This is a genomic window from Pseudomonas vranovensis (genome assembly GCF_040438935.1).
In the GTDB taxonomy this organism is placed as follows: Bacteria; Pseudomonadota; Gammaproteobacteria; order Pseudomonadales; family Pseudomonadaceae; genus Aquipseudomonas; species Aquipseudomonas vranovensis.
This window is the reverse complement of sequence record NZ_CP159259.1, coordinates 3,491,861-3,510,952: the sequence shown is the minus strand read 5'-3', so window position 1 is coordinate 3,510,952 and position 19,092 is coordinate 3,491,861. Positions and strand designations below refer to the sequence as shown.

Sequence of the window (19,092 nt, the reverse complement as noted above, 5' to 3'; positions counted from 1 at the left end):
TTTCAGTGCTGGCCAAAATCTCTTTCGGGATATTTAGGCTCATTAGCCCAGTGAGGGATATTCACCGTTTTCGATGAATTTGAGAAAGTGTAAAAATTTCATCAGGAGAGTAAGTTGATATGTATGTATACATACATATAGGTTCAGGGATATATCTCCAAACCTATGGAAGTGAGGGGTTGGGTGGTTAACGCTATTTGGGTCTAGTTTTGATATAGGCTTTTGCACTTTGTGAGGTGTAACGCATTCGGCTATTTTAGGCGTGTAGTGGGGTGGCTTGGTGTCGTTGTATCAACGGAGTGGAAGAAGGCCGATTTTGACCAATTCCGTGCGTTATATCTCTATCGGTGGTGCGGTGTATGTATATGTGGGGGATGCGGGGAGGAAAGGGAGGGGTTGGGCGGGAAAGGACGAAGAAACACCCTCGCCGGGTGCTATTATCTGATATAGGCTATTTAGACAGATTATAATGTTACGGAGTCTCTCTCCAGTTGTATGCTGTCGCTCTGCTTACATTTAACTCCTTCATGACTTGCTGAATAGACGCCCCGGCTTCAAGCAAGATAATGCCTCGTTCTCTCTTGGTTTTACCTTTTGCTTTTCCGCCTTTCTTGCCTCGGATTGCTTGAATTTTGCTTGTGTGAGTTCTTGCGACATAATCGTCAAAGGTTCCACGGGTAAAGTTTCTATGTGTCCACTTCGCTACACTTTTAGCCGTGTGTTTAACTTCGGATATGTCCAAGGGTGTGGAAAAATTGACGTTGTAGCCAGTGGCACGGTCAAGGCAAGCGTTTAACCATTGATTGTAGTCGGGCCAACCTTGGCGGATTGCTTTGTATGCCCACTCTCTTAGTTGGTCGAAAAGCATACAGTTACGGCCAAGGCCATAATCCTCTACAGGCTTCTCTCTGGCCTTTTCTTGGGTTAGGTCGATGTAGTCGGCCAAGTCGTCCAGCGTGTATGGATCGGCCTGCCATTGGTGAACCATCCAGTGGGCATTGATCGGGTTTTTACAGATCAGGCCGCTGTAGCCTCTGTCTGCTCCAAGGCGACTACGCAAGCCCGCCTCAACGGCTGCAGCGTAGCGTAAAGGGGCGGTTTTGCCGTCCATAGCGGTTCGGACAGGGGTTTGTAGCAAGTAGAGTAAATGAGCGTGCCCATTGGCCGGATTTCGAGCTATTAGGTTTGGAGCTGGTGCCCCTACGCTATCCCAGTGCATACCTGCATCGGTTCGGTCTAAGTCAAAAACCATCCAATATCTATGCGTTGGGCCGTTCGGCTGTATAAGTCGTGCAAGTTTTGCTTTTTCTTTCTTGTTGATTTTTAAGCCGCTGATTAAATCATCGGTGTGATAAGGTCTCTTTGGTAAGTAGTCCTCAAATAGTTTTACGCATCCCATATATTCCTCTTATAATAAGTTATTTAGAAAAAGAAAACCTCGGAAAGTGACTTGACAATAATTTTTTTGATGATTAAATAATTGTGTTGATTTGAGATTTATTGTTGTATATCGAGCCACCTTGCAGGGTGGTTTTCTTTTTCTGCTGCTTTCAAATTGCCATACTTTCGAGGTTTGTCAAATTTGAATGGTAAAAAGCCCGCAATTAAGCGGGTTTTTTATTGAGTGGGTTTGGCTATTGATAAGGGTCATAAGGGTCTTGAAATGGGCTTGGGGGCCTAGGTTTTAAAAGTCTTCTCCTTCTGGCCTGTTTTGCCTGCTCGGCTTCTTCCTTGTCAAATTCAACCACTTGCTTGTTAGTGAACGTGTCGGATGCCCATAATCTAAATTTATCAGCAATGCCTAGCTCCACCTTCGTGTGGTCTAGTCCTCGTTCTTTAAGCTGTTCCCTCGCATTAAAAAGGTAGTCCTTTCGTTTCTCTGAACCTAAGCGGCTTGCCATTTTATAGGTGTTTTCTCGTAGCCTTTTGTAGTATTGCTCTGGGTTTTCGTCCACTCTTCGGGCTTCAAGTATTTGATCCACTAGAATATCAAATCGTTTTATCAAGGGTTCAAGCTCTTCCTCGTAGACCTTAATGGCATTTTCTAACACTGATTTTCGTTTGGTGTCCTCCACTATCTTTCTCCTTAGGTCGTGTAGTTCCTTGGTCATTCTTTCTTTTGTGGCTTTGAAGTTTTCTCTTAATTCTTCGGTTTTGTTTGTCTTCTTGGTTATGTCTTCGGCAAGTAGTTGTCTGTGGTTATCGAGTTTTTCATTTTCTTTTTTCTGCTCCGTTGCATGAATTTCCAAGCTCTGGATTTTGTTTTGGTAGGTTGAAACAGTGTTTTGAAGGTCGGTTATAGTGGCTTTGAGCGTTACGACATTCGTATTTTGTTCGGCTAGTTCTTCCTTCTTTTCTATTAGCTCTTGTTCAAGTTTTTCTACTTGTCTTGTGTAATAGTTGTGGCTTCGCTCGCTTTTTGGTTTTTTTGCTTCTTGCTCGATTTTGCTTAAATACTCCTTTTTTTCTTTTGTCTTTGGTAGGAATTTGGCCTGTAAGTCATATGCAGCGGCTAATCCGTTAAAGTGTTCGTAAAAGGCCGCCTGCATTACTTTTGACTTCCATGACTCACGTTCTCGGATAAACCTATGGTTTTGCTTTTCTTCGCTACGGTTGGGAAGTTTGAAGCCTTCTAATGTTGGCGGCTCAGATATTTTTTCAAGGTGAGCTTTATTCCTCGCGTAATATTGTGATGCGAATTCAAATTCTTGAGCTGAAAAATCATACTTCCCCGTCTTCTCATTTTGAAGGTCAAGAAACGCATGAACGTGGTTTGTTGTCTCGTCCAAGTGGCTGAATGAAAAAAGCATCTTGTTGTTGGGGAAATTCTTTTGATAGAACTGGTGCATGGATTTCTGCAAAAGATCAGTGTATGCCTTTGTGATTGCCAGTTTATTAGGTTCGGGTATCACAAGGATGATTTCTTTTACCCTGTTGACCGTCCTTGATACCGCTCGATCTGGTTTGTTTTGCTCGATCTCTCGCTTCTTGGTGGTGTAGTTCTCTAAGAGGTCGATTCGCTGAGCTATACGGCTGATTTTGTGCTGATTGAGTAGGGCGGCGTAGTCTTGGACTACTAGCGGCCTTTCTCCTTCCATTACAGAGGTGATGTATTCTTTTATCTCAGTGGGTTCGGTTGCGTTGATAAATTTGACCAGCTTCGATTTTAGTTTTCGGAGCTTTTCTTTTTCTGCTGCTATCTCGTCAGTCGCTTCTGTTGCTTTGAGTTTGGTTTGTATTTGGTCGTTGAAGTCGGCCAGCAATTGCTCTGCCAACCCTCTTGTTAATACCTGTTCAACACCACCTACAATGGCGATATTTGGGTGGTCTGGATTGGGGTTGAATTCAAAGTCGTCATACTCGTTTTGGTCCAGTCTAAGCGAGTGTTTCAGCGAACTGTCCAGCCCCTTGAGGTTGGAATAGTTTCTGTCTCTTTTGGTCAGTGTGATTGTCTGCAAATTGGTGTCATTCATTTCATCCTCAGTGGTGGGTTTGTTTTTGCTCTTGGCTTTTGCTTCTGTCCTGCCGACTAGGCACCTGCGTTAACCGTCACATCTTTTGCGTAGCAAAAGTGGGATGGTTAACATAGCAGGTATGTTTCTAAGGGCTTCTTTGAAAACTTGAACCATATGCATATATTGAACCACATAAAAAATGTATATCAAGCATGATGGTGTAGGTGGTTTTGTATGGGGGTGTTGGTTGGGTATGTGCGTGCGGTGTAGTAATCTTTATTATTGTTATCTAATTTATATGTTATCTATATATTGATAACTAAAGACGTGTGTGGGTGCGTGCGTATACATGAGGCGTGTGCAGGGGAGTGCATTATGCGAGACGAATTTTAAAAAAGATACTCGTTTAGAAAAGGTCAAAAGCTCTTCTGGTGGGTAAGAGCTTCGAAGCCTTTGATTGTTGTTATGGGTTTTAATGTGTAACGCTTGCGGTTTTAGAGTTTTAGCTTGTATTTTAGTTTTGATATTGCATCGTATTTTTGCTTTGGGCTTGGTCCTGCACTATACACGTCAAATGTGATGGTTCCCGTCTCATGTCCAACGATTGACGCAATGAGTATTCCGGGCACGTCTGCACGTTGCAATTGAGTGATAACAGTCTTACGGAAGCTATGGAAAACGTATTGGCTATTATATTCAAGGGTGGTTTTTAATCGGCCAAACTGTTTGCTGAGTGCATCGGAACGGTTACCGTATTTGTTTCCTGCTGGTGAGCTAATCAAGAAACCGTCCTTTGAATTGCGGATCAATCTTTCCACTGTTTCTTTTATGGCTGGGTGTATCGGTGTATGTCGCTCACTGGCTGCGGTTTTCCCATCGTAGAAGTAGAAGCATTGAACGCCTTCCTCGGTGACTACATCTTGGGTTTGAAGCTGGCAAAGCTCTTCAATCCTTGCTCCAGTGTGAGAACCTAATAGTATAAGGTCAGTGAGTGTTTCACGGTTTTTTGTAGCTTTGGCTGCCTCATGCAGTCTTGTAACGTCTTCTGGTGTAAAAGCCTTTCTATCTGTTGAGCCGTCGCCCCTCTTGCTGCGATTTACTGGGAAATCATGCTTTTCGAAGGGGGATTGCTGGTCTCGGTGTAGCTTTTTAAAATTCTCGTCGTGCTTAATAGCCCATTTCCAAAAACTTGACCCGGCGAAGAGGTATTGTTTTTTAGTCTTAATGGAAAGGTTGAGCGTATCGAGATAGCTGGCAATGCTTTCTTGGTTGAGGTCGCGTTGCTCTGCTTCAAGCCAAGCATTCATCAATTTCAAACGATTTGCCTGCGTATCTACAGTCTTTTGAATAATCCCCTTGGTCTTAACTTGATACGCTTCAAATGACGTTATTCTGTTAGTTGTAATAGGAGATTTGATTTTGTAATTTTTTGGACTATCGAGGATTGATTTTACTTCGTCGATACTTTCGATACTGATTGGCTGACCAACTGTAATTAAATAATTGTGCATGACTTTATTTAATCGAATGAAGTCATTGAACCTTTCAATTTTCTGCTCAAGGGAAATTCCTTCGCCTCGCTCTGACCATTTTTCCTTAAAGGTCTCAAACTCAAGGTAGGGTCTTTCGCCACACGGGTCAAAATCGGATTCAAATGCCTCCTTTGGACTTTTCCATTTTTGAGCATTTGAAATTAGGTCAAAAGTTTCAATTTCGATGTGCTGGAATTTCTCTTGGCTGAACGTGAGGTCTAGCTCATCCGTCTGCGTGCTGGTGACGATGTTCATCAAGCCCGATTGCTGGCGTGTCTCGATCAGCTTTGAAATGTCATAGGACTTTTCTGACAGTTCGTCAGGGGTCGGCCCCGCAACGAGCCTCCTAGCGTTCGCTATCGCCTGTTTCCATGAATGTAGGAACGCCAACTTCTTTACCTGAGCTTCAGGCTTGCTCCCGGTCTTCAGCGACTCGGTGAACTCGGTTCGGTTGAGGATGTGCCTAACGTCCTTGGGGATGCTTAGGCGGACGTGCCAATTTCCTGACCGTAGAACTAGGTTGTCGCTTGCCATTTTCGTCCCTAAGCCTTGGGTGTTGATGCCGAAAAGGTAGCTGATTTTTTCTACGATTTGTAGCAAAAATTTGTAGCAAAATGGCCTGTTGTTCCTGTAACCATTGATTTCAAAGGGCTGAATGGTCGGATTCGGAAAGTCCCTATCTCTCCGCCATACATCGAGAAGCCCCGCAGACTAAGGTCTGCGGGGCTTTTTCGTTTCTGGATTGTACGTAACAATTTAGTCCTGAGACCCAACCCTACACGCCCTTCACCGGTATGTGCTTGAACTTGTAGTGGTCTAATGATTCCGGACACTCATTTAGGGAACCTCCAATCAACGTGCCGCACGGTGCGGCACGTTGATCGGAGGTTCCGTAGGCTGTCCTATTCCGTCTTGAACCCCTCATCTGGCGGAATTCGATCCAGTTTCGGCGACGGCGATGAAATGACGAGTTGGGCGCGATCACGGCGCCCTAAAACCGGCCCAACCGATATGCCTCGATCCCTTCGACAGCCCGCGCCTCCATCAGCCCCGCCACCATCTCCGCCGTCACCGCCGCCTGGGTCAGCCCCAGGTGTTGATGGCCGAAGGCAAGCAGCACGCGGCCATCACACACCCGGTCTATGATCGGCAATGAGTCCGGCAGCGAGGGCCGAAAGCCCATCCACGGCGTCGCCGCGTCGGCATTCAATTCGCGCTTGAACAGGCCCTGGCTCAGCCGCTGCAACTGCCAGGCCCGGGCCATGTTGGCCGGGCGCTGGAGCCCGGCGAATTCGACGGTTCCGGCCAGGCGCAGGCCGCCGGACATGGGGGTCATGATGAACTTGCGCTCCAGCGAGGTGACGGCGAACGGCAGCCGGTTGTGCTCGCGGGGCAGCATCAGGTGATAACCGCGCTCGGTGTCGAGCGGTACCCGCGTGCCGGTCAGCGCTTCGGTCAGGTGGGCCGAATGGGCGCCGCAGGCGATCAGCACGCGAGGCACCACCAGTTGGCCCTGATCGGTGCGCAACGCGACGCCGTCGGCCTTGAGCTGTCCACCCTGCACGTCACGCCGGGCAAACTGCACGCCCGCGGCCATGGCAGCGTCGAACAACGCCTCCACCGCCTGGTGCGGATCGAGGAAATGCCCGGTGGCCGGGAAGAACAGGCCGCCCAACACGTGCTCGCTCAGTTGTGGCGCGGCGGCGCGCACGGCGTCCGCTTGCCACAGTTCTACCTCGACATTCTGCTGGCGCATGCGCGCTTGCAGGGCGTCGATGGCCGGGCGTGATTCGGCGCGCTCGAAGACCAGCAGCGAACCGTCCTGCTTGAGCATTTCCGCCCGGCCAATGGAGTCCAGCAGACGCCGCCAGGCCGACAGGCTGCCTTCGTTGAGGGCGCGGATGCCGGCCGCGCTGCGGCGGAACGGTGCCGGGCGCAGGTTGAGCAGCAGGCGGGTAAACCACGGCAAGGCCCGCGGCAGGTATTTCCAGTCCAGGCGCAGCGGGCCCATGGGGTCCATGAGCATGGCCGGCAGGCGCTTGAGAATCGACAGGTCGGCGATGGGAAAGACTTGCTCGGTCGCCAGGTGGCCGGCGTTGCCGAACGAGGCGCCCATGCCCGGCGCCTGGCGGTCCACCAACAACACCCGCTGGCCCTGGCGGGCCAGTTGTAGCGCGCAGGCGACGCCGACGATGCCGGCGCCGACCACAGCGATGTCCACGTTGGGGGTAAAGGTCGTGGCCATCGATCAGGCTTCTCTCTGGCCGTCGAGCAGGCGCCGCAAGTGCAGCGGGTTGCCGTGTTGCAGCGCGGTGGGCAGCAGGTTGTCGGGGAAGTCCTGGTAGCACACCGGACGCAGGAAGCGCAGGATCGCCGCGGTCCCCACCGAGGTGCTGCGGGCATCCGAGGTGGCCGGGAAGGGGCCGCCATGAACCATCGCATCGCAGACTTCCACCCCGGTCGGCCAGCCATTGACCAGCAGGCGTCCGGCCTTGCGTTCCAGCGTCGGTAGCAGGGCGCGGGCGTTGTCCAGGTCGCCGTCGTCCAGGTGCAGGGTTGCGGTCAACTGGCCTTCTAGGTGTTCGGCCACCTGGCGGACCTGTTCGTCATCGGCGCAAGTCACCACCAGCGACGCGGAACCGAACACTTCCGCTTGCAGGCTCGGATCGGTGAGGAAGTCCCGCGCCTGGGTGACGAACAGGTGCGTCTGGCACTGGTTGGGGCCTTCCGCGGCGAGGCCGGCGGCGGCGGTGTCGGCCTTGGGGTTGCCGGCCAGGGCTTCGATGCCGTTGCGGTAGGCGCTGAAGATGCCCGGGGTGAGCATGGTCTGCGCCGGGCTCCGCAGAATTTGCTGGGCGGCGGTGGCGATAAAGCGGTCGAGGTCGGCACCCTGGCGGGCGATCACCAGGCCGGGGTTGGTGCAGAACTGCCCGGCGCCCTGGTTCAGCGAGGCGACGAAGCCCTGGGCCAGCGCTTCGGCGCGCGCCTGCAGGGCGCAGGGGAAGAGGAACACAGGGTTGATCGAGCTCATTTCCGCGTACACCGGAATCGGCTCGGCGCGCGCCGCGGCCGCCTGGCACAGGGCGATGCCGCCGCTGCGCGAGCCGGTGAAACCCACCGCCTTGATGCGCGGATCGCAGACTAGGGCGATGCCCACTTCACGGCCCGAGCCGTATAGCAGCGAGAACACCCCTGGCGGCAGGTCGCACGCTTTCACCGCGCGGGCCAGCGCCTGGCCGACCAGTTCGCTGGTGCCCGGATGGGCGCTGTGGGCCTTGACGATTACCGGGCAACCAGCGGCCAGGGCCGAGGCGGTATCGCCGCCGGCGACGGAGAAGGCCAGGGGGAAGTTGCTGGCGCCAAACACGGCCACCGGGCCTAGCGGTACCTGGCGCTGACGCAGGTCGGCGCGGGGCAGCGGCTGGCGTTGCGGTTGTGTGTTGTCGACGCGTACGTCGAGCCATTCACCGGCGCGTACGGTGCGGGCGAAGGTGCGCAATTGCCCGCAGGTACGTCCACGTTCGCCCTGGATCCGGGCGCGGGGCAGGCCGCTTTCGGCCACGGCGCGATCGATCAGTTCGTCGCCCAGCGCTTCGATCTCGCTGGCGATGCTTTCAAGAAAGTGCGCACGGGCTTCAAGCGAGGTTTCCCGGTAGCTGTCGAATGCCGACCAGGCCAGGGCGCAGGCCTGGTCCACCTGCTCGGTGGTGCCGCCCGGATAAGCGGGTTCGAGCACCAGGTTGGTGGCCGGATCGATCGCCCGGATGGCTTCGCGGCTGCCGGTTACGGTGTGCTGACCGATCAGCATGTTGCCTGTCAGGGTCATGTCGGCTCCTGAAATGAATTCGAGGGGGCCGGCTGCGTACAGCCGGCAAGAAACGGAAGCGGCGCACAAGGCGCCGCGTGGGATCAGGCGACGTTGTTGCTCGCCGACCAGGTGGCGAACCACTGGCGGAACAGCGTGTATTGCGTCTCGGCGTAGTTGCGCTGGGCCTCGCTGAGTACGTCGGTTTCGTTGAAGTGCAGGCTGTACTCGGTGTCGCCATTGAGCACCATCAGGTGCTTGTAATACAGCACCAGGTCACAGCCTTCATCGAAGCTCGACAGCACTTGCAGGGCGTCCGACAGCTCCAATGCCTGGCGGCGGGCGACGGCGTCACCCTTGGCGGCTTTCTTGCTCAGGTCGACCAGCAACAGCACTTCACGCGGCAGGGCGTTGCCGATACCAGTGATGGCACCGGTGGCGCCGCAGTTGACGAAACCGTGCACGACCTGGGTGTCGACGCCGGCCATGAGGATCACGTCCTGGTCCTGTGAGGTGATGTGCTCGGCGGCGTAGCGCATGTCGGCGGCACCGCCGAATTCCTTGAAGCCGATCAGGTTCGGGTACTGGCGGCGCAGTTTGAAGAACAGGTCGGCGCGGGTGGCGAAGCCGTAGTAAGGGCTGTTGTAGATAACCGCTGGCAGTTTCGGCGCGGCTTCAAGGATTGCCGCGAAGTGCGCTTCCTGGGCCGCCGGCGAGGCGCCACGGGACAATACGCGTGGAATCACCATCAGGCCATGGGCGCCGACCTTGGCGGCGTGCGCGGCGTGGGACACGGCTTCGCGGGAGTTGACCGCACCCGTGCCGACGATGGTTGGAATGCCGGCGGCCACCAGGCGTGCCACGCCTTCCTGGCGTTCGGCTTCGGTCAGCAGCGGCCAGTCACCCATGGAGCCGCAATAAACCACGGCGCTCATGCCGGCTTCGATCAGCTCGCGGCCTTTTTTTACCAGCGCGTCGAAATCCGGTTTGCGCTCCGGGGTGCAAGGGGTCATCAGGGCGGGGATGGTACCGGTGAAGATGTTGGTAGTCATGAGTCTTGTCCTTATCGGTTCAGTTAGAGGGTTGCCCTTGAGGGCCTCATCGCCGGCAAGCCAGCGACGCTTTTTCAGATGCCCCAGGCAAAGGGGTCGTTTTCGTCGATGAGCAGCGTGGCGTCGGCGGTCATGTAGGCGCGGCCGGTGATGAACGGGCGGATACGCTCGCCGTCCCATTCGTAGCGACCTTCGAAGCGGCTGTCGGTGATGCTCGCCTGCACCCAGCGTTCGCCCGCGGCCAGCTTGCCGTCAGCGGCCAGGCAGGCCAGCTTGGCGCTGGTGCCTGTGCCGCAGGGTGAGCGGTCGTAGGCCTTGCCCGGGCACATGACGAAGTTGCGGCTGTTGGCCTCGGTGTCGTCGGCGAACAGTTCGATATGGTCGATCAACGCGCCGTCTTCGCCGTGGATGCCCTGGTCTTCGAGGGCACGAAGCATCTTCCAGGTGAAGTCGGTGAGCAGCTCGACGTTGCTCAGGTGCAGTTCCTGGCCGTGCTCGGACACCAGGAAGAACCAGTTGCCGCCCCAGGCGATGTCGCCGAAGACGCGGCCGTAACCCGGCACGTCCACTGGCACCTGCTTGCGGTAGCGATAGGACGGCACGTTGGCCACGGTGACCGCGCCGTCGCCATGCAGGGTGGCGCTGACCTGGCCGACCGGGGTGTCGATCTTGTGCTCGCCGGGGGCGATCCTGCCCAGATGGTGCAGCGAGGCGACCAGGCCGATGGTGCCGTGGCCACACATGCCCAGGTAACCGGCGTTGTTGAAGAAGATCACGCCGCAGGTGGCGTCTTCCGACACCGGTGGGGTGTACAGCGCGCCCACCAGGACGTCGTTGCCGCGGGGTTCCAGCAGGCAGGCGCGGCGCCACTGGTCATGCTGCTGGCGCAGGGCATCGCGCTTTTGCGCCATGGTCTGGCCGACCGGTTGCGGAAAACCGTCCAGCACCAGGCGGGTGGGTTCGCCTTCGGTGTGGGAATCGATCACGCGGAGCTGTTTCATCAGTCTTTCCTTCAAGAATGCGTTGTTGTCAGGTCAGCAGGCCTTCGATATCGCGCAGCAGGCTGCGCTCCACCCAGACGCCCTCGGCCTGCGAGCGCTGGCGCGCAGTGAAGCGGCGTTGCGAGGGCAGGCGCGCGCCCTGGCCGGTGATGGCGTGGAACAATTGCTCGGCGCGCTGCTGACCCTGCTCGAAATCGTCTGCGCCAAAGCGCTGCGGATCGAACGCCAGCAGCAGCTCGCCATGGCACGGCGTGGCGCCGGCACCGGCGTCGAAGGTCAGGGACTCGGCGCTGGTGAGGTCGCCGATCAGCGCCCCGGCCAGCAACTCGATCATGGCCGCCAGTGCCGAGCCCTTGTGCCCGCCGAAGGTCTGCATGGCACCGTCCAGCGCGGCGCGGGCGTCGGTAGTCGGTACACCGTCGGCATCCAGGCCCCAGCCCAGCGGGATGGCTTTTTCCTGGCGGGCGTGCAGCTCGATGTCGCCGCGGGCGATGGCGCTGGTGGCGAAGTCGAAGACGAATGGCTCCTGTCCCGCCCGTGGCCAGGCGAAGGCCAGCGGGTTGGTGCCGAACACGCCCCGGTTGCCGCCTTCCGGCGCCACCCAGGCATGGCTCGGCGTCATCGCCATGCCCACCAGTCCGTGGGCGGCGATGGCTTCCACTTCCGGCCACAGCGCCGAGAAGTGGAAGCAGTTGCGGATCACCAGCGCCGCCACGCCCTGTTTGTGCGCCGCTTCAACCAGCCGCGGCAAGCCGTGTTGAAAGGCCAGCAGCGAGTAGCCGAAGTGCGCATCCACTTTGACGATGGACGGCGCGGGCTGGCTCAGGGTCGGTTGCGCCGCTGGATCTACCTTGCCCGAGCGCAGCGAGCGCACGCATACCAGCACCCGATAGAGGCCGTGGGAGTGACATTCGTCGCGCTGGCCCTGGGTGATCACCTCGGCGATCGCCCGGGCATGGTCGTCGGCCATGCCGTTGTGGGTCAGGGCGCGGTGGGCCAGGTCGAACACCTGGTCGAGGCTGAGGTTGATGCGCGTGCTCATGGCGGGTCTCCGTTGGCTCAGGACAGTTGGGTGCGGGCGCCGGCCGGGGCGAACTGGGTGCTGTGCTCGACGTCGCTTTCAGCGTCGTCGGCCTCCAGTTGCACCAGGTGCGCCGGTACGCCGGTGGCCGCGCCCCAGTAGTAGATGCCGAGGGCACACGCGGCCACGACCAGGGTGTCGAATGGATGAGCGATGACACCCATGCCGCCGAAACTGCCGAGCCAGGAGAGCAGGATGGTCACGGCGTAGAAACCGATCAGCCAGGCCGACGAGCGCACTTGCTGGGCCAGGCTCAGGTGCTCGGTCGGCACGAAGCGGCCGCACATCAGGTAGATCACGAACATCAGGATTTGCAGGCTGAGCAGCCACGACACGGTCTTCCAGCCGGACCAGTAGACGATCAGCGCGGCGATGATGAACGACAGCGGACCAAGCAGCGCCATGCGGCGGACGCGAAACGGACGCGGTAGGTCAGGGGCGTTGCGGCGCAGCGCGGCGACCGACACCGGGGCGACGGCGTAACTGAGGATCAGCGCGGCGGAAACCACGTTGATCAGCGCTTCCCAGGACGGGAATGGCAGGGTCCAGAACACCGACAGGCCGAAGGTCAGCCACAGCGCCGGGCGCGGGATGCCGGATTGTTCGTCGATGCGGGTGAACACCTTGAAGAAAGTGCCGGTCTTGGCCCAGCCGTAGACCACGCGCGGGGTGGCGTTCATGTAGATGTTGCCGCAGCCGCTTGGCGAGATCACCGCGTCGGCGACCACCAGGTACGCCAGCCAGCCCACGCCCAGTGCCAGGGCGATGTCGCGATATGGCAGGGCCAGTTCCTTGGCGATGCCGGACCAGCCGTTGGCCAGCATTTCGGTAGGAATGCCGCCGAGGAAGGCGATCTGCAGCAAGGCGTAGATGGCGGTGGACAGCAGCACCGAGAGTATCAGTGCGATCGGGATGGTGCGTTGCGGGTTCTTCACTTCCGAGGCCACCGAGATGATCGGGGTCAGGCCCAGGTAGGCGAAGATGATGCCGCCTGCGGACACCGCCATTTCCACTCCGGAAAGGCCGAACGGCATGAAGCCCTGCGACGTGAAGTTTTCCGGTTTGAAGAAGGTGAACAACACGCCGATTACCAGCAGCGGCACGATGAACTTGAACACGCTGATCAGGTTGTTGGACTTGGCGAAGGTCTTCACGCTGTAGTAGTTGAGGGCGAAGAACAGGCAGAGCAGGCCGAACTGCACCAGCCAGCCGAGCACGGTCGGGTCACTGGAGCCGACCTTGGTCAGCTCCGGGAACCAGGCCGCGGCGTACTGGCGCGCGGCGACCACTTCGATGGCCACCAGGCTGGAAAACGCGATCAGCGTGATGAAGCCCATCAGATAGCCCAGCAGCGGGCCGTGGGAATAGACCGGGTAACGCACCACGCCACCGGCGCGGGGCAGGGCAGCGCCCAGTTCGCAGTAGACGATGCCCAGCAGCAGAACGGCGAAGCCGCCCAGCAACCAGGAAAAGATCCCCGCGGGGCCGGCGATGGCGGACACATGGCTGGCGGCGAACAGCCAGCCGGAACCAAAGATGGCCCCCAGCCCGATAAAGGTGAGGTCCATCAATGAAAGTTGTTTTTTGAACTTGCCTTTGCCTGACATGGCGTCGCCTTCTTGTGGGTTATTGGATAGGCAGAAGTGATGTCACTTTGAATTCACTGTTTCGGGGATCCCCGATGCAATGTTTACGGTTGTGGGCAACCGCGCTCTTATAAGAAATCTGTATTCATGGCGTCACCGCGTTGTGGTAGCGAAGACACACTTCCTCGCTACCCCGCGCACGCTCGCCCATACATTCCAAGGCGCGGCTTTGGGTCTTGCCTGTACTTCGCCACAACGCTTTCGACGACTCAGGCAATGCCAATACAGTGGACGCATCGGCGCCCCGGCGCTTGATGGTTTTCTTCATGGGGAATGACGAAATCGGCATAGTCAGTAAATTTTCCTGTTCGTCTTCGGCAAACTGCTAAACCCTTACAGGCCACGCACTCTTTGGCGTCCATCGAGGCTCGACAGCTCGCAGAGGGTGCGGCAAAGTGTCCGCCTGGTGAGAGCCTGCTTGTGGATTTTTACCAACCGGTCAAGAACGAGAGCCCGGCCCATGACCCCCAGTGCATTTGCCATCCTTTGCCAGAACAACGATCAGTGCCGTCCTGAAAGCATTGAAGAGCTGTTATCCGGCATGGCGTTCTTATTGCCGTTGTTCGATGCCATTTCCAATGTGGCGATATTCATCAAGGATGTTCAGGCGCGTTATCTGTTGGCCAATCAGGCGTTGATACAGCGCTGTGGTTTCAAACAGTTGAAGCCATTGTTGGGTAAAACCAGCGCCGAGGTGTTTCCGGCGCAATTGGGCCCCGGATATACCGAACAGGATCGCCGGGTGCTGGAAGAAGGCCGGGTATTGGAAGATCAACTGGAGTTGCACTTGTATGGCTCGCGCGAACCGGGCTGGTGTTTGACCCACAAGCGCCCGTTATACAATCGGCGCGGTGAAATCATCGGCCTGGCCGGGGTGTCCGTGGACTTGCAGTCGGCCAGCGATTCACACCCCGCGTATCAGCGGCTGGCGGCAGTGGATGAGTACATCCGGGCGAATTTTCACCAGCCGGTGACCATGCGCGAGTTGACCCGTGTGGCGGGGATTTCCGTGGCGCAACTGGAACGCTACTGCAAGCGGGTGTTCCACCTGACGCCGCGGCAGATGATCCACAAAGTGCGGCTTGAGCATGCGCATCAGTTGTTGCATACGGCGTTGCCAATTACCGAGGTGGCGTTGCGCTGCGGGTATACGGACCATAGTGCGTTCACGCGGCAGTTCAAGGTGTTGACGGGGTTTACGCCGAGGCAGTATCGGCAGGCTACAGGGGGGATGGTGGGTTAGGGATACTCTGCAAGAAGCCCACGGCCAGATCTGCTACTATGCCGCCCCTCAGAAAAAGAGCCAGCGCAGCCTGGCCAATGCGAGCCCCGACCCTCGGCATCAATTGTCACTACACTGACCAGGCCGACGGCGTTGCTGAAACTGTGGGCGTCTCCCATCGTTACAGGCCATTCATATTGAAGAAGGCACTGGTCGTGCGTGCACGCCGGTTGCTTTACAGACTGAGCAGCGCCTTACCAAGGCCCTGCGCTTTACTTGGGAACATACGATGACAGCCGTGATCAACGCACTGAATACCTTCTTCTGGGGGTATGTCCTGATCTATGGCCTGCTGGCCGCAGGTATCTACTTCACTGTCCGTCTGGGCTTTCTGCAATTTCGCCATCTGCCCGAATTCTTTCGCTCGGTATTGCGCGCACCGGCCAAGGATGCCAGTGGTATTACGCCGTTCCAGGCGCTGTGCACCAGCCTGGCCTCCCGGGTAGGCACGGGTAACCTTGCCGGTGTGGCCGTGGCCATCACCCTCGGTGGACCGGGTGCGGTGTTCTGGATGTGGGTAGTGGCGTCACTGGGCATGGCCACGGCCTATGCCGAAAGCACCCTCGCTCAGTTGTACAAGGTACGCAACGACAAGGGTGAGTACCGCGGCGGCCCGGCGTTCTATATTGCCAAGGGCCTGAACGCACCCTGGGCAGCGGCGATTTTCTCAGTGTGCTTGATCATCGCCTTCGGCTTGGTATTTGGCGCCGTGCAGGCCAACTCCATTGCCGATGCCACCCAGGGCGCCTTCGGCGTGCCCAAGCTGACCACCGGTGTAGTGGTGGCGGTGCTGGCCGGCCTGGTGATCTTCGGCGGCATCAAGAAGATTGCCCGTTTCGCTGAATGGGTCGTGCCGTTCATGGCGGGCGCCTACCTGCTGGTAGCGGTCTATGTGATCCTCACCAACCTGGGTGAAGTCCCGGGCGTGCTGATGCTGATCATCAAGAGTGCCTTCGGCATCGAGTCGGCGGCAGGCGGTGTAGCCGGGGCCCTGCTCAATGGCGTGAAACGCGGGTTGTTCTCCAACGAGGCCGGCATGGGCTCGGCGCCGAATATCGCGGCCGTTGCGACTCCCAATCCCCACCACCCATCGTCGCAAGGTTTTGTGCAGGCGCTGGGTGTGTTCATTGATACCCTGCTGATCTGTACCGCCACCGCGATCATGATCCTGCTGTCGGGCGTGGTTCCTGGCCCCGACATGACCGGCACGCCGCTGACCCAGGCGGCCATGAACGAGCACATTGGCTCGGCAGGGCAGTACTTCATTGCCATTGCGATCTTCTTCTTTGCCTTTACCTCGATCATCGGCAACTACACCTATGCCGAAAACGCCATGGTGTACCTGAAGCTCAACACCCGCGTGGGCCTGACCGTGCTGCGTACCGCTGCCCTGCTGATGGTGGTGTGGGGCGCCTATGAAAGCGTTGCCACGGTGTTCGATGCGGCCGACGCAGCGATGGGCCTGATGGCGACTATCAACCTGATTGCCATCTGCCTGCTGTCGGGCGTGGTGGTCAAGCTGACCCGCGACTACTTCGCCCAACGGGCGGTGGGCACGCCGGAGTTCAATGCCAAGGACTATCCGGAGTTGTCGGGCAAGATCGATGCCGAGATCTGGGGGGCGGCCGATGGCGGGCGTGCCGATCCGGTCGAAGTGTTGAAGGAACGCTAGTCGCTTTGCGGGGCAAGCCCGCTCCTACGGTAGGAGCGGGCTTGCCCCGCGATAGGCCATAATGCCCCGACACCATCACCCGGGGCATTGCGATGATCGGTTTCACTTTCCGCCAGCTTGAGTATTTCGTCGCTGCCGCCGAGCAGGGCAGTGTCAGTGCGGCGGCGCGGGCCAAGCACATCTCCCAGCCTTCAGTGTCCCTGGCCCTGTCGCAGCTGGAGTCGATCCTCGGTGAAAAGCTCTTCCATCGCCAGGTCAGCCGAGGCCTGGAACTGACCCCGGCCGGGCGCAAGCTGTTGGAACAGGCGCGCGGTATCCTCGACATGGCAACCGCCATCACTGGCCCAGGCGAGCAGCAAACCAGCCTGCGCGGAGCCTTGAGCCTGATCTGCTTCCAGGATTTGGGGCCGTATTACGCACCACGGCTGTTGAGCGGCTTTCGCCAGCGTTATCCCGACGTCAGCATCACCTTGTTCGAGGCCGATCTTGCCGAGGTGAATCGCAGGTTGGGCGATGGCAAGGCAGAGCTTGCGCTGACGTACGACGTGGGGCTCGACTCACCGATAGAGAAACGCGTGCTGGCGCAACTGACGCCCTATGCACTGCTGCCGGCCGATCATCCCCTGGCCTTGCAGGACAAGGTGTCGCTGGTAGACCTGGCCGCCGAATGCCTGATCCTCGAAGACATCTCCAGGACCCGTGAGTACTTTCTCTCGTTGTTCTGGGCTCACGATCTGCAACCTGCCGCCCTGCAACTGACCCAGACCTTCGAGATGCAGCGCGGGCTGGTGGCCCATGGTTATGGCGTGGCGTTATCGTGTACGCGACCGGTGAGTGATTGCAGCTACGACGGCAAACCGTTGGCCTGCCGCCCGTTGCTGGAGACGGTAAGCCCGCAGCCGGTGGTACTGGCCCAGTCCAGTGCCATGCGCCCGTCGGCGGCAGCGCAGGCATTCCTGGACTGGGCCACGCAGCAGTTTCCTGCCTAGATCAGCCGTTGACCGGCCCAGGCGCCGCGACCAGCGCCTTGGGTTGGCGCGCCACGAATAACCAGTAGCCCAGAGACAGCAAGGCCAGCCAGCCAATGCCCACATACAGCGCCATGCGGGTGTCCGGGAACCAGGCCAGCACGCCGAAGATGAACAGCATGAAGATTGCCGCGCAAGCCGGGCCTACAGGCCACAAAGGCACCGGGAAATGCAGCTTGGCCACTTCTTCTCGGCTCATGCCACGGCGCATCACCATCTGCGACAGCAGGATCATCAGCCACACCCAGACAATCGAAAAAGTCACCACCGCGGCCAGGATCAGGAACAGGTTCTCTGGCGCCAGGTAGTTCAGTACTACACCGAACAGCAACGCCGCGCCCATCACCACCACGGTCATCCATGGCACCCCGAAGCGTGACAGGCGCGAGAAGCCTGAGGGTGCCTGGCCGTTCTGGGCCATGCCGTACATCATGCGGCCGGCAGCGAAGATATCGCTGTTGATCGCCGATACGGCGGCAGAGATCACCACGATGTTCAGCAAGGTGGCGGCAGAGCCGATGCCCAGGCCACTGAAGATCTGAACGAAGGGGCTGCCTTCGCTGCCGATGCGGGTCCAGGGGTAGATCGACATCAGGATGAACAGGGTGAACACATAGAACAGCAGGATACGCAGCGGCACCGAGTTGATTGCTTTGGGGATCACCCGTTGTGGGTCCTTGGCCTCGCCTGCCGTAATGCCGATCATCTCGACGCCGCCGAAGGCGAACATCACCACCGCAAACGAGGCAATCATGCCGCTGACGCCGTTGGGGAAGAAGCCGCCATGAGTCCACAGGTTGCTGATTGTCGCCACCTGTTCGGCGGAACCGCCCAGCTGAATGCCGAACATCAGCACCGCCGCCCCGGCCAGGATCATCGACACGATGGCGGTGACCTTGAGCAGTGACAGCCAGAACTCCAGCTCGCCGAACACCTTGACGCTGCACAGGTTCAAGGCGCCGATGAAGAACACGATGCCCAGCACCCAGATCCAGCGCGGCGTCTCCGGGAACCAGAAGCTCATGTACACGCCGAAGGCGGTGACGTCCGCCAGGCACACCACCAGCATCGAAAAGGCATAGCTCCAACCGGTGAGAAAGCCCGGAAAGCGTCCCAGGTACTGGCTGGCGTACTGGCCGAAGGAGCCGGATACCGGGTTGCGCACGGCCATTTCACCCAGGGCGCGCATCATCATGTAAATGGCCGCGCCACCAATCAAGTACGCCAGCAATACAGACGGCCCGGCCAGCTTGATGGCCGAGGCCGAGCCATAGAACAGCCCGGTGCCGATGGCCGACCCGAGCGCCATGAAACGGATATGGCGGGTACTCAGACCTCGCCGCAAGGCGGTGTTGTTATCATTCATCCCAGGTAACTCCTCATTGTTCTTATTGTTCAGTGGCAAGGCGCCGAAGGAGACAGGCAGGGCTATTAACCGGCCAATTGGCGGGGGTGACAATAAGGCAGGCCATACAGAATGCTGATAGTGGCGAATAGGCAAAGTGTCGTTTACCGGCGGCGGGCACGGGTTCAATACT

General features: G+C 57.9%; 13 protein-coding genes and 1 pseudogene. 3 read left to right on the top strand and 11 right to left on the bottom strand.

The features are described 5' to 3' along the window. Positions 1 to 472: 472 nt before the first annotated feature. From ABVN19_RS16365 to ABVN19_RS16320, 10 genes and pseudogenes are all read right to left on the bottom strand, one after another. Positions 473 to 1,399 carry a replication initiation protein gene (locus ABVN19_RS16365; RefSeq protein ID WP_105642279.1) on the bottom strand — a complete coding sequence of 309 codons (927 nt, stop codon included), beginning with the start codon at positions 1,397 to 1,399 and terminating at the stop codon, positions 473 to 475. A gap of 235 nt (positions 1,400 to 1,634) precedes the next feature. Then, positions 1,635 to 3,473 (bottom strand): hypothetical protein, encoded by a 1,839-nt coding sequence (locus ABVN19_RS16360; protein ID WP_105642278.1) that lies wholly within the window; start codon positions 3,471 to 3,473, stop codon positions 1,635 to 1,637. 476 nt (positions 3,474 to 3,949) lie between these two features. After that, complete coding sequence (locus ABVN19_RS16355) at positions 3,950 to 5,242, bottom strand: site-specific integrase (protein WP_158259240.1); 1,293 nt, start codon at positions 5,240 to 5,242, stop codon at positions 3,950 to 3,952. Positions 5,243 to 5,341: 99 nt separating this feature from the next. Beyond that, positions 5,342 to 5,521: pseudogene (locus ABVN19_RS16350) on the bottom strand (DUF6538 domain-containing protein); the annotation flags it as partial. Positions 5,522 to 5,978: 457 nt separating this feature from the next. Continuing rightward, on the bottom strand, positions 5,979 to 7,232 hold the full coding sequence (locus tag ABVN19_RS16345) for an FAD-dependent oxidoreductase (RefSeq protein ID WP_028943110.1): 1,254 nt from the start codon (positions 7,230 to 7,232) through the stop codon (positions 5,979 to 5,981). A 3-nt stretch (positions 7,233 to 7,235) separates the two neighbouring features. Continuing rightward, a complete protein-coding gene (locus tag ABVN19_RS16340; RefSeq protein WP_105642276.1) occupies positions 7,236 to 8,813 on the bottom strand; it encodes an aldehyde dehydrogenase (NADP(+)) in 1,578 nt (525 codons plus the stop codon). A gap of 83 nt (positions 8,814 to 8,896) precedes the next feature. Continuing rightward, a complete protein-coding gene (locus ABVN19_RS16335) occupies positions 8,897 to 9,844 on the bottom strand; it encodes a dihydrodipicolinate synthase family protein (RefSeq protein WP_028943112.1) in 948 nt (315 codons plus the stop codon). Between the two features lie 74 nt (positions 9,845 to 9,918). Then, on the bottom strand, positions 9,919 to 10,845 hold the full coding sequence (locus ABVN19_RS16330; protein WP_028943113.1) for a 4-hydroxyproline epimerase: 927 nt from the start codon (positions 10,843 to 10,845) through the stop codon (positions 9,919 to 9,921). A 28-nt stretch (positions 10,846 to 10,873) separates the two neighbouring features. Continuing rightward, entirely contained in the window at positions 10,874 to 11,887 is a 1,014-nt protein-coding gene (locus ABVN19_RS16325; protein ID WP_028943114.1) for an Ldh family oxidoreductase, read from the bottom strand. Between the two features lie 17 nt (positions 11,888 to 11,904). Then, on the bottom strand, positions 11,905 to 13,533 hold the full coding sequence (locus ABVN19_RS16320) for an APC family permease (RefSeq protein ID WP_028943115.1): 1,629 nt from the start codon (positions 13,531 to 13,533) through the stop codon (positions 11,905 to 11,907). A gap of 499 nt (positions 13,534 to 14,032) precedes the next feature. Between ABVN19_RS16320 and ABVN19_RS16315 the strand changes: the two genes are divergently transcribed. The 3 genes from ABVN19_RS16315 (at position 14,033) to ABVN19_RS16305 (ending at position 17,515) form a co-directional block, all read left to right on the top strand. Next, on the top strand, positions 14,033 to 14,815 hold the full coding sequence (locus ABVN19_RS16315; protein WP_028943116.1) for an AraC family transcriptional regulator: 783 nt from the start codon (positions 14,033 to 14,035) through the stop codon (positions 14,813 to 14,815). A 268-nt stretch (positions 14,816 to 15,083) separates the two neighbouring features. Further along, positions 15,084 to 16,526 (top strand): sodium:alanine symporter family protein, encoded by a 1,443-nt coding sequence (locus ABVN19_RS16310; protein ID WP_051270488.1) that lies wholly within the window; start codon positions 15,084 to 15,086, stop codon positions 16,524 to 16,526. Between the two features lie 92 nt (positions 16,527 to 16,618). Then, positions 16,619 to 17,515: a LysR substrate-binding domain-containing protein gene (locus ABVN19_RS16305; RefSeq protein ID WP_028943117.1), complete on the top strand. Its 897-nt coding sequence runs from the start codon at positions 16,619 to 16,621 to the stop codon at positions 17,513 to 17,515. Position 17,516: 1 nt separating this feature from the next. Here ABVN19_RS16305 and ABVN19_RS16300 read toward each other — a convergent pair whose 3' ends face one another. Beyond that, a complete protein-coding gene (locus ABVN19_RS16300) occupies positions 17,517 to 18,920 on the bottom strand; it encodes an amino acid permease (protein ID WP_028943118.1) in 1,404 nt (467 codons plus the stop codon). Positions 18,921 to 19,092: the final 172 nt, after the last annotated feature.

What these genes read in the sequence shown, in the direction of transcription:
- ABVN19_RS16360 (WP_105642278.1), bottom strand. Translation starts at nt 3,473, where the DNA reads ATGAATGACACCAATTTGCAGACAATCACACTGACCAAAAGAGACAGA.
- ABVN19_RS16325 (WP_028943114.1), bottom strand. Translation starts at nt 11,887, where the DNA reads ATGAGCACGCGCATCAACCTCAGCCTCGACCAGGTGTTCGACCTGGCC.
- ABVN19_RS16345 (WP_028943110.1), bottom strand. Translation starts at nt 7,232, where the DNA reads ATGGCCACGACCTTTACCCCCAACGTGGACATCGCTGTGGTCGGCGCC.
- ABVN19_RS16315 (WP_028943116.1), top strand. Translation starts at nt 14,033, where the DNA reads ATGACCCCCAGTGCATTTGCCATCCTTTGCCAGAACAACGATCAGTGC.
- ABVN19_RS16365 (WP_105642279.1), bottom strand. Translation starts at nt 1,399, where the DNA reads ATGGGATGCGTAAAACTATTTGAGGACTACTTACCAAAGAGACCTTAT.
- ABVN19_RS16335 (WP_028943112.1), bottom strand. Translation starts at nt 9,844, where the DNA reads ATGACTACCAACATCTTCACCGGTACCATCCCCGCCCTGATGACCCCT.
- ABVN19_RS16320 (WP_028943115.1), bottom strand. Translation starts at nt 13,533, where the DNA reads ATGTCAGGCAAAGGCAAGTTCAAAAAACAACTTTCATTGATGGACCTC.
- ABVN19_RS16355 (WP_158259240.1), bottom strand. Translation starts at nt 5,242, where the DNA reads ATGAACATCGTCACCAGCACGCAGACGGATGAGCTAGACCTCACGTTC.
- ABVN19_RS16330 (WP_028943113.1), bottom strand. Translation starts at nt 10,845, where the DNA reads ATGAAACAGCTCCGCGTGATCGATTCCCACACCGAAGGCGAACCCACC.
- ABVN19_RS16305 (WP_028943117.1), top strand. Translation starts at nt 16,619, where the DNA reads ATGATCGGTTTCACTTTCCGCCAGCTTGAGTATTTCGTCGCTGCCGCC.
- ABVN19_RS16340 (WP_105642276.1), bottom strand. Translation starts at nt 8,813, where the DNA reads ATGACCCTGACAGGCAACATGCTGATCGGTCAGCACACCGTAACCGGC.
- ABVN19_RS16300 (WP_028943118.1), bottom strand. Translation starts at nt 18,920, where the DNA reads ATGAATGATAACAACACCGCCTTGCGGCGAGGTCTGAGTACCCGCCAT.
- ABVN19_RS16310 (WP_051270488.1), top strand. Translation starts at nt 15,084, where the DNA reads ATGACAGCCGTGATCAACGCACTGAATACCTTCTTCTGGGGGTATGTC.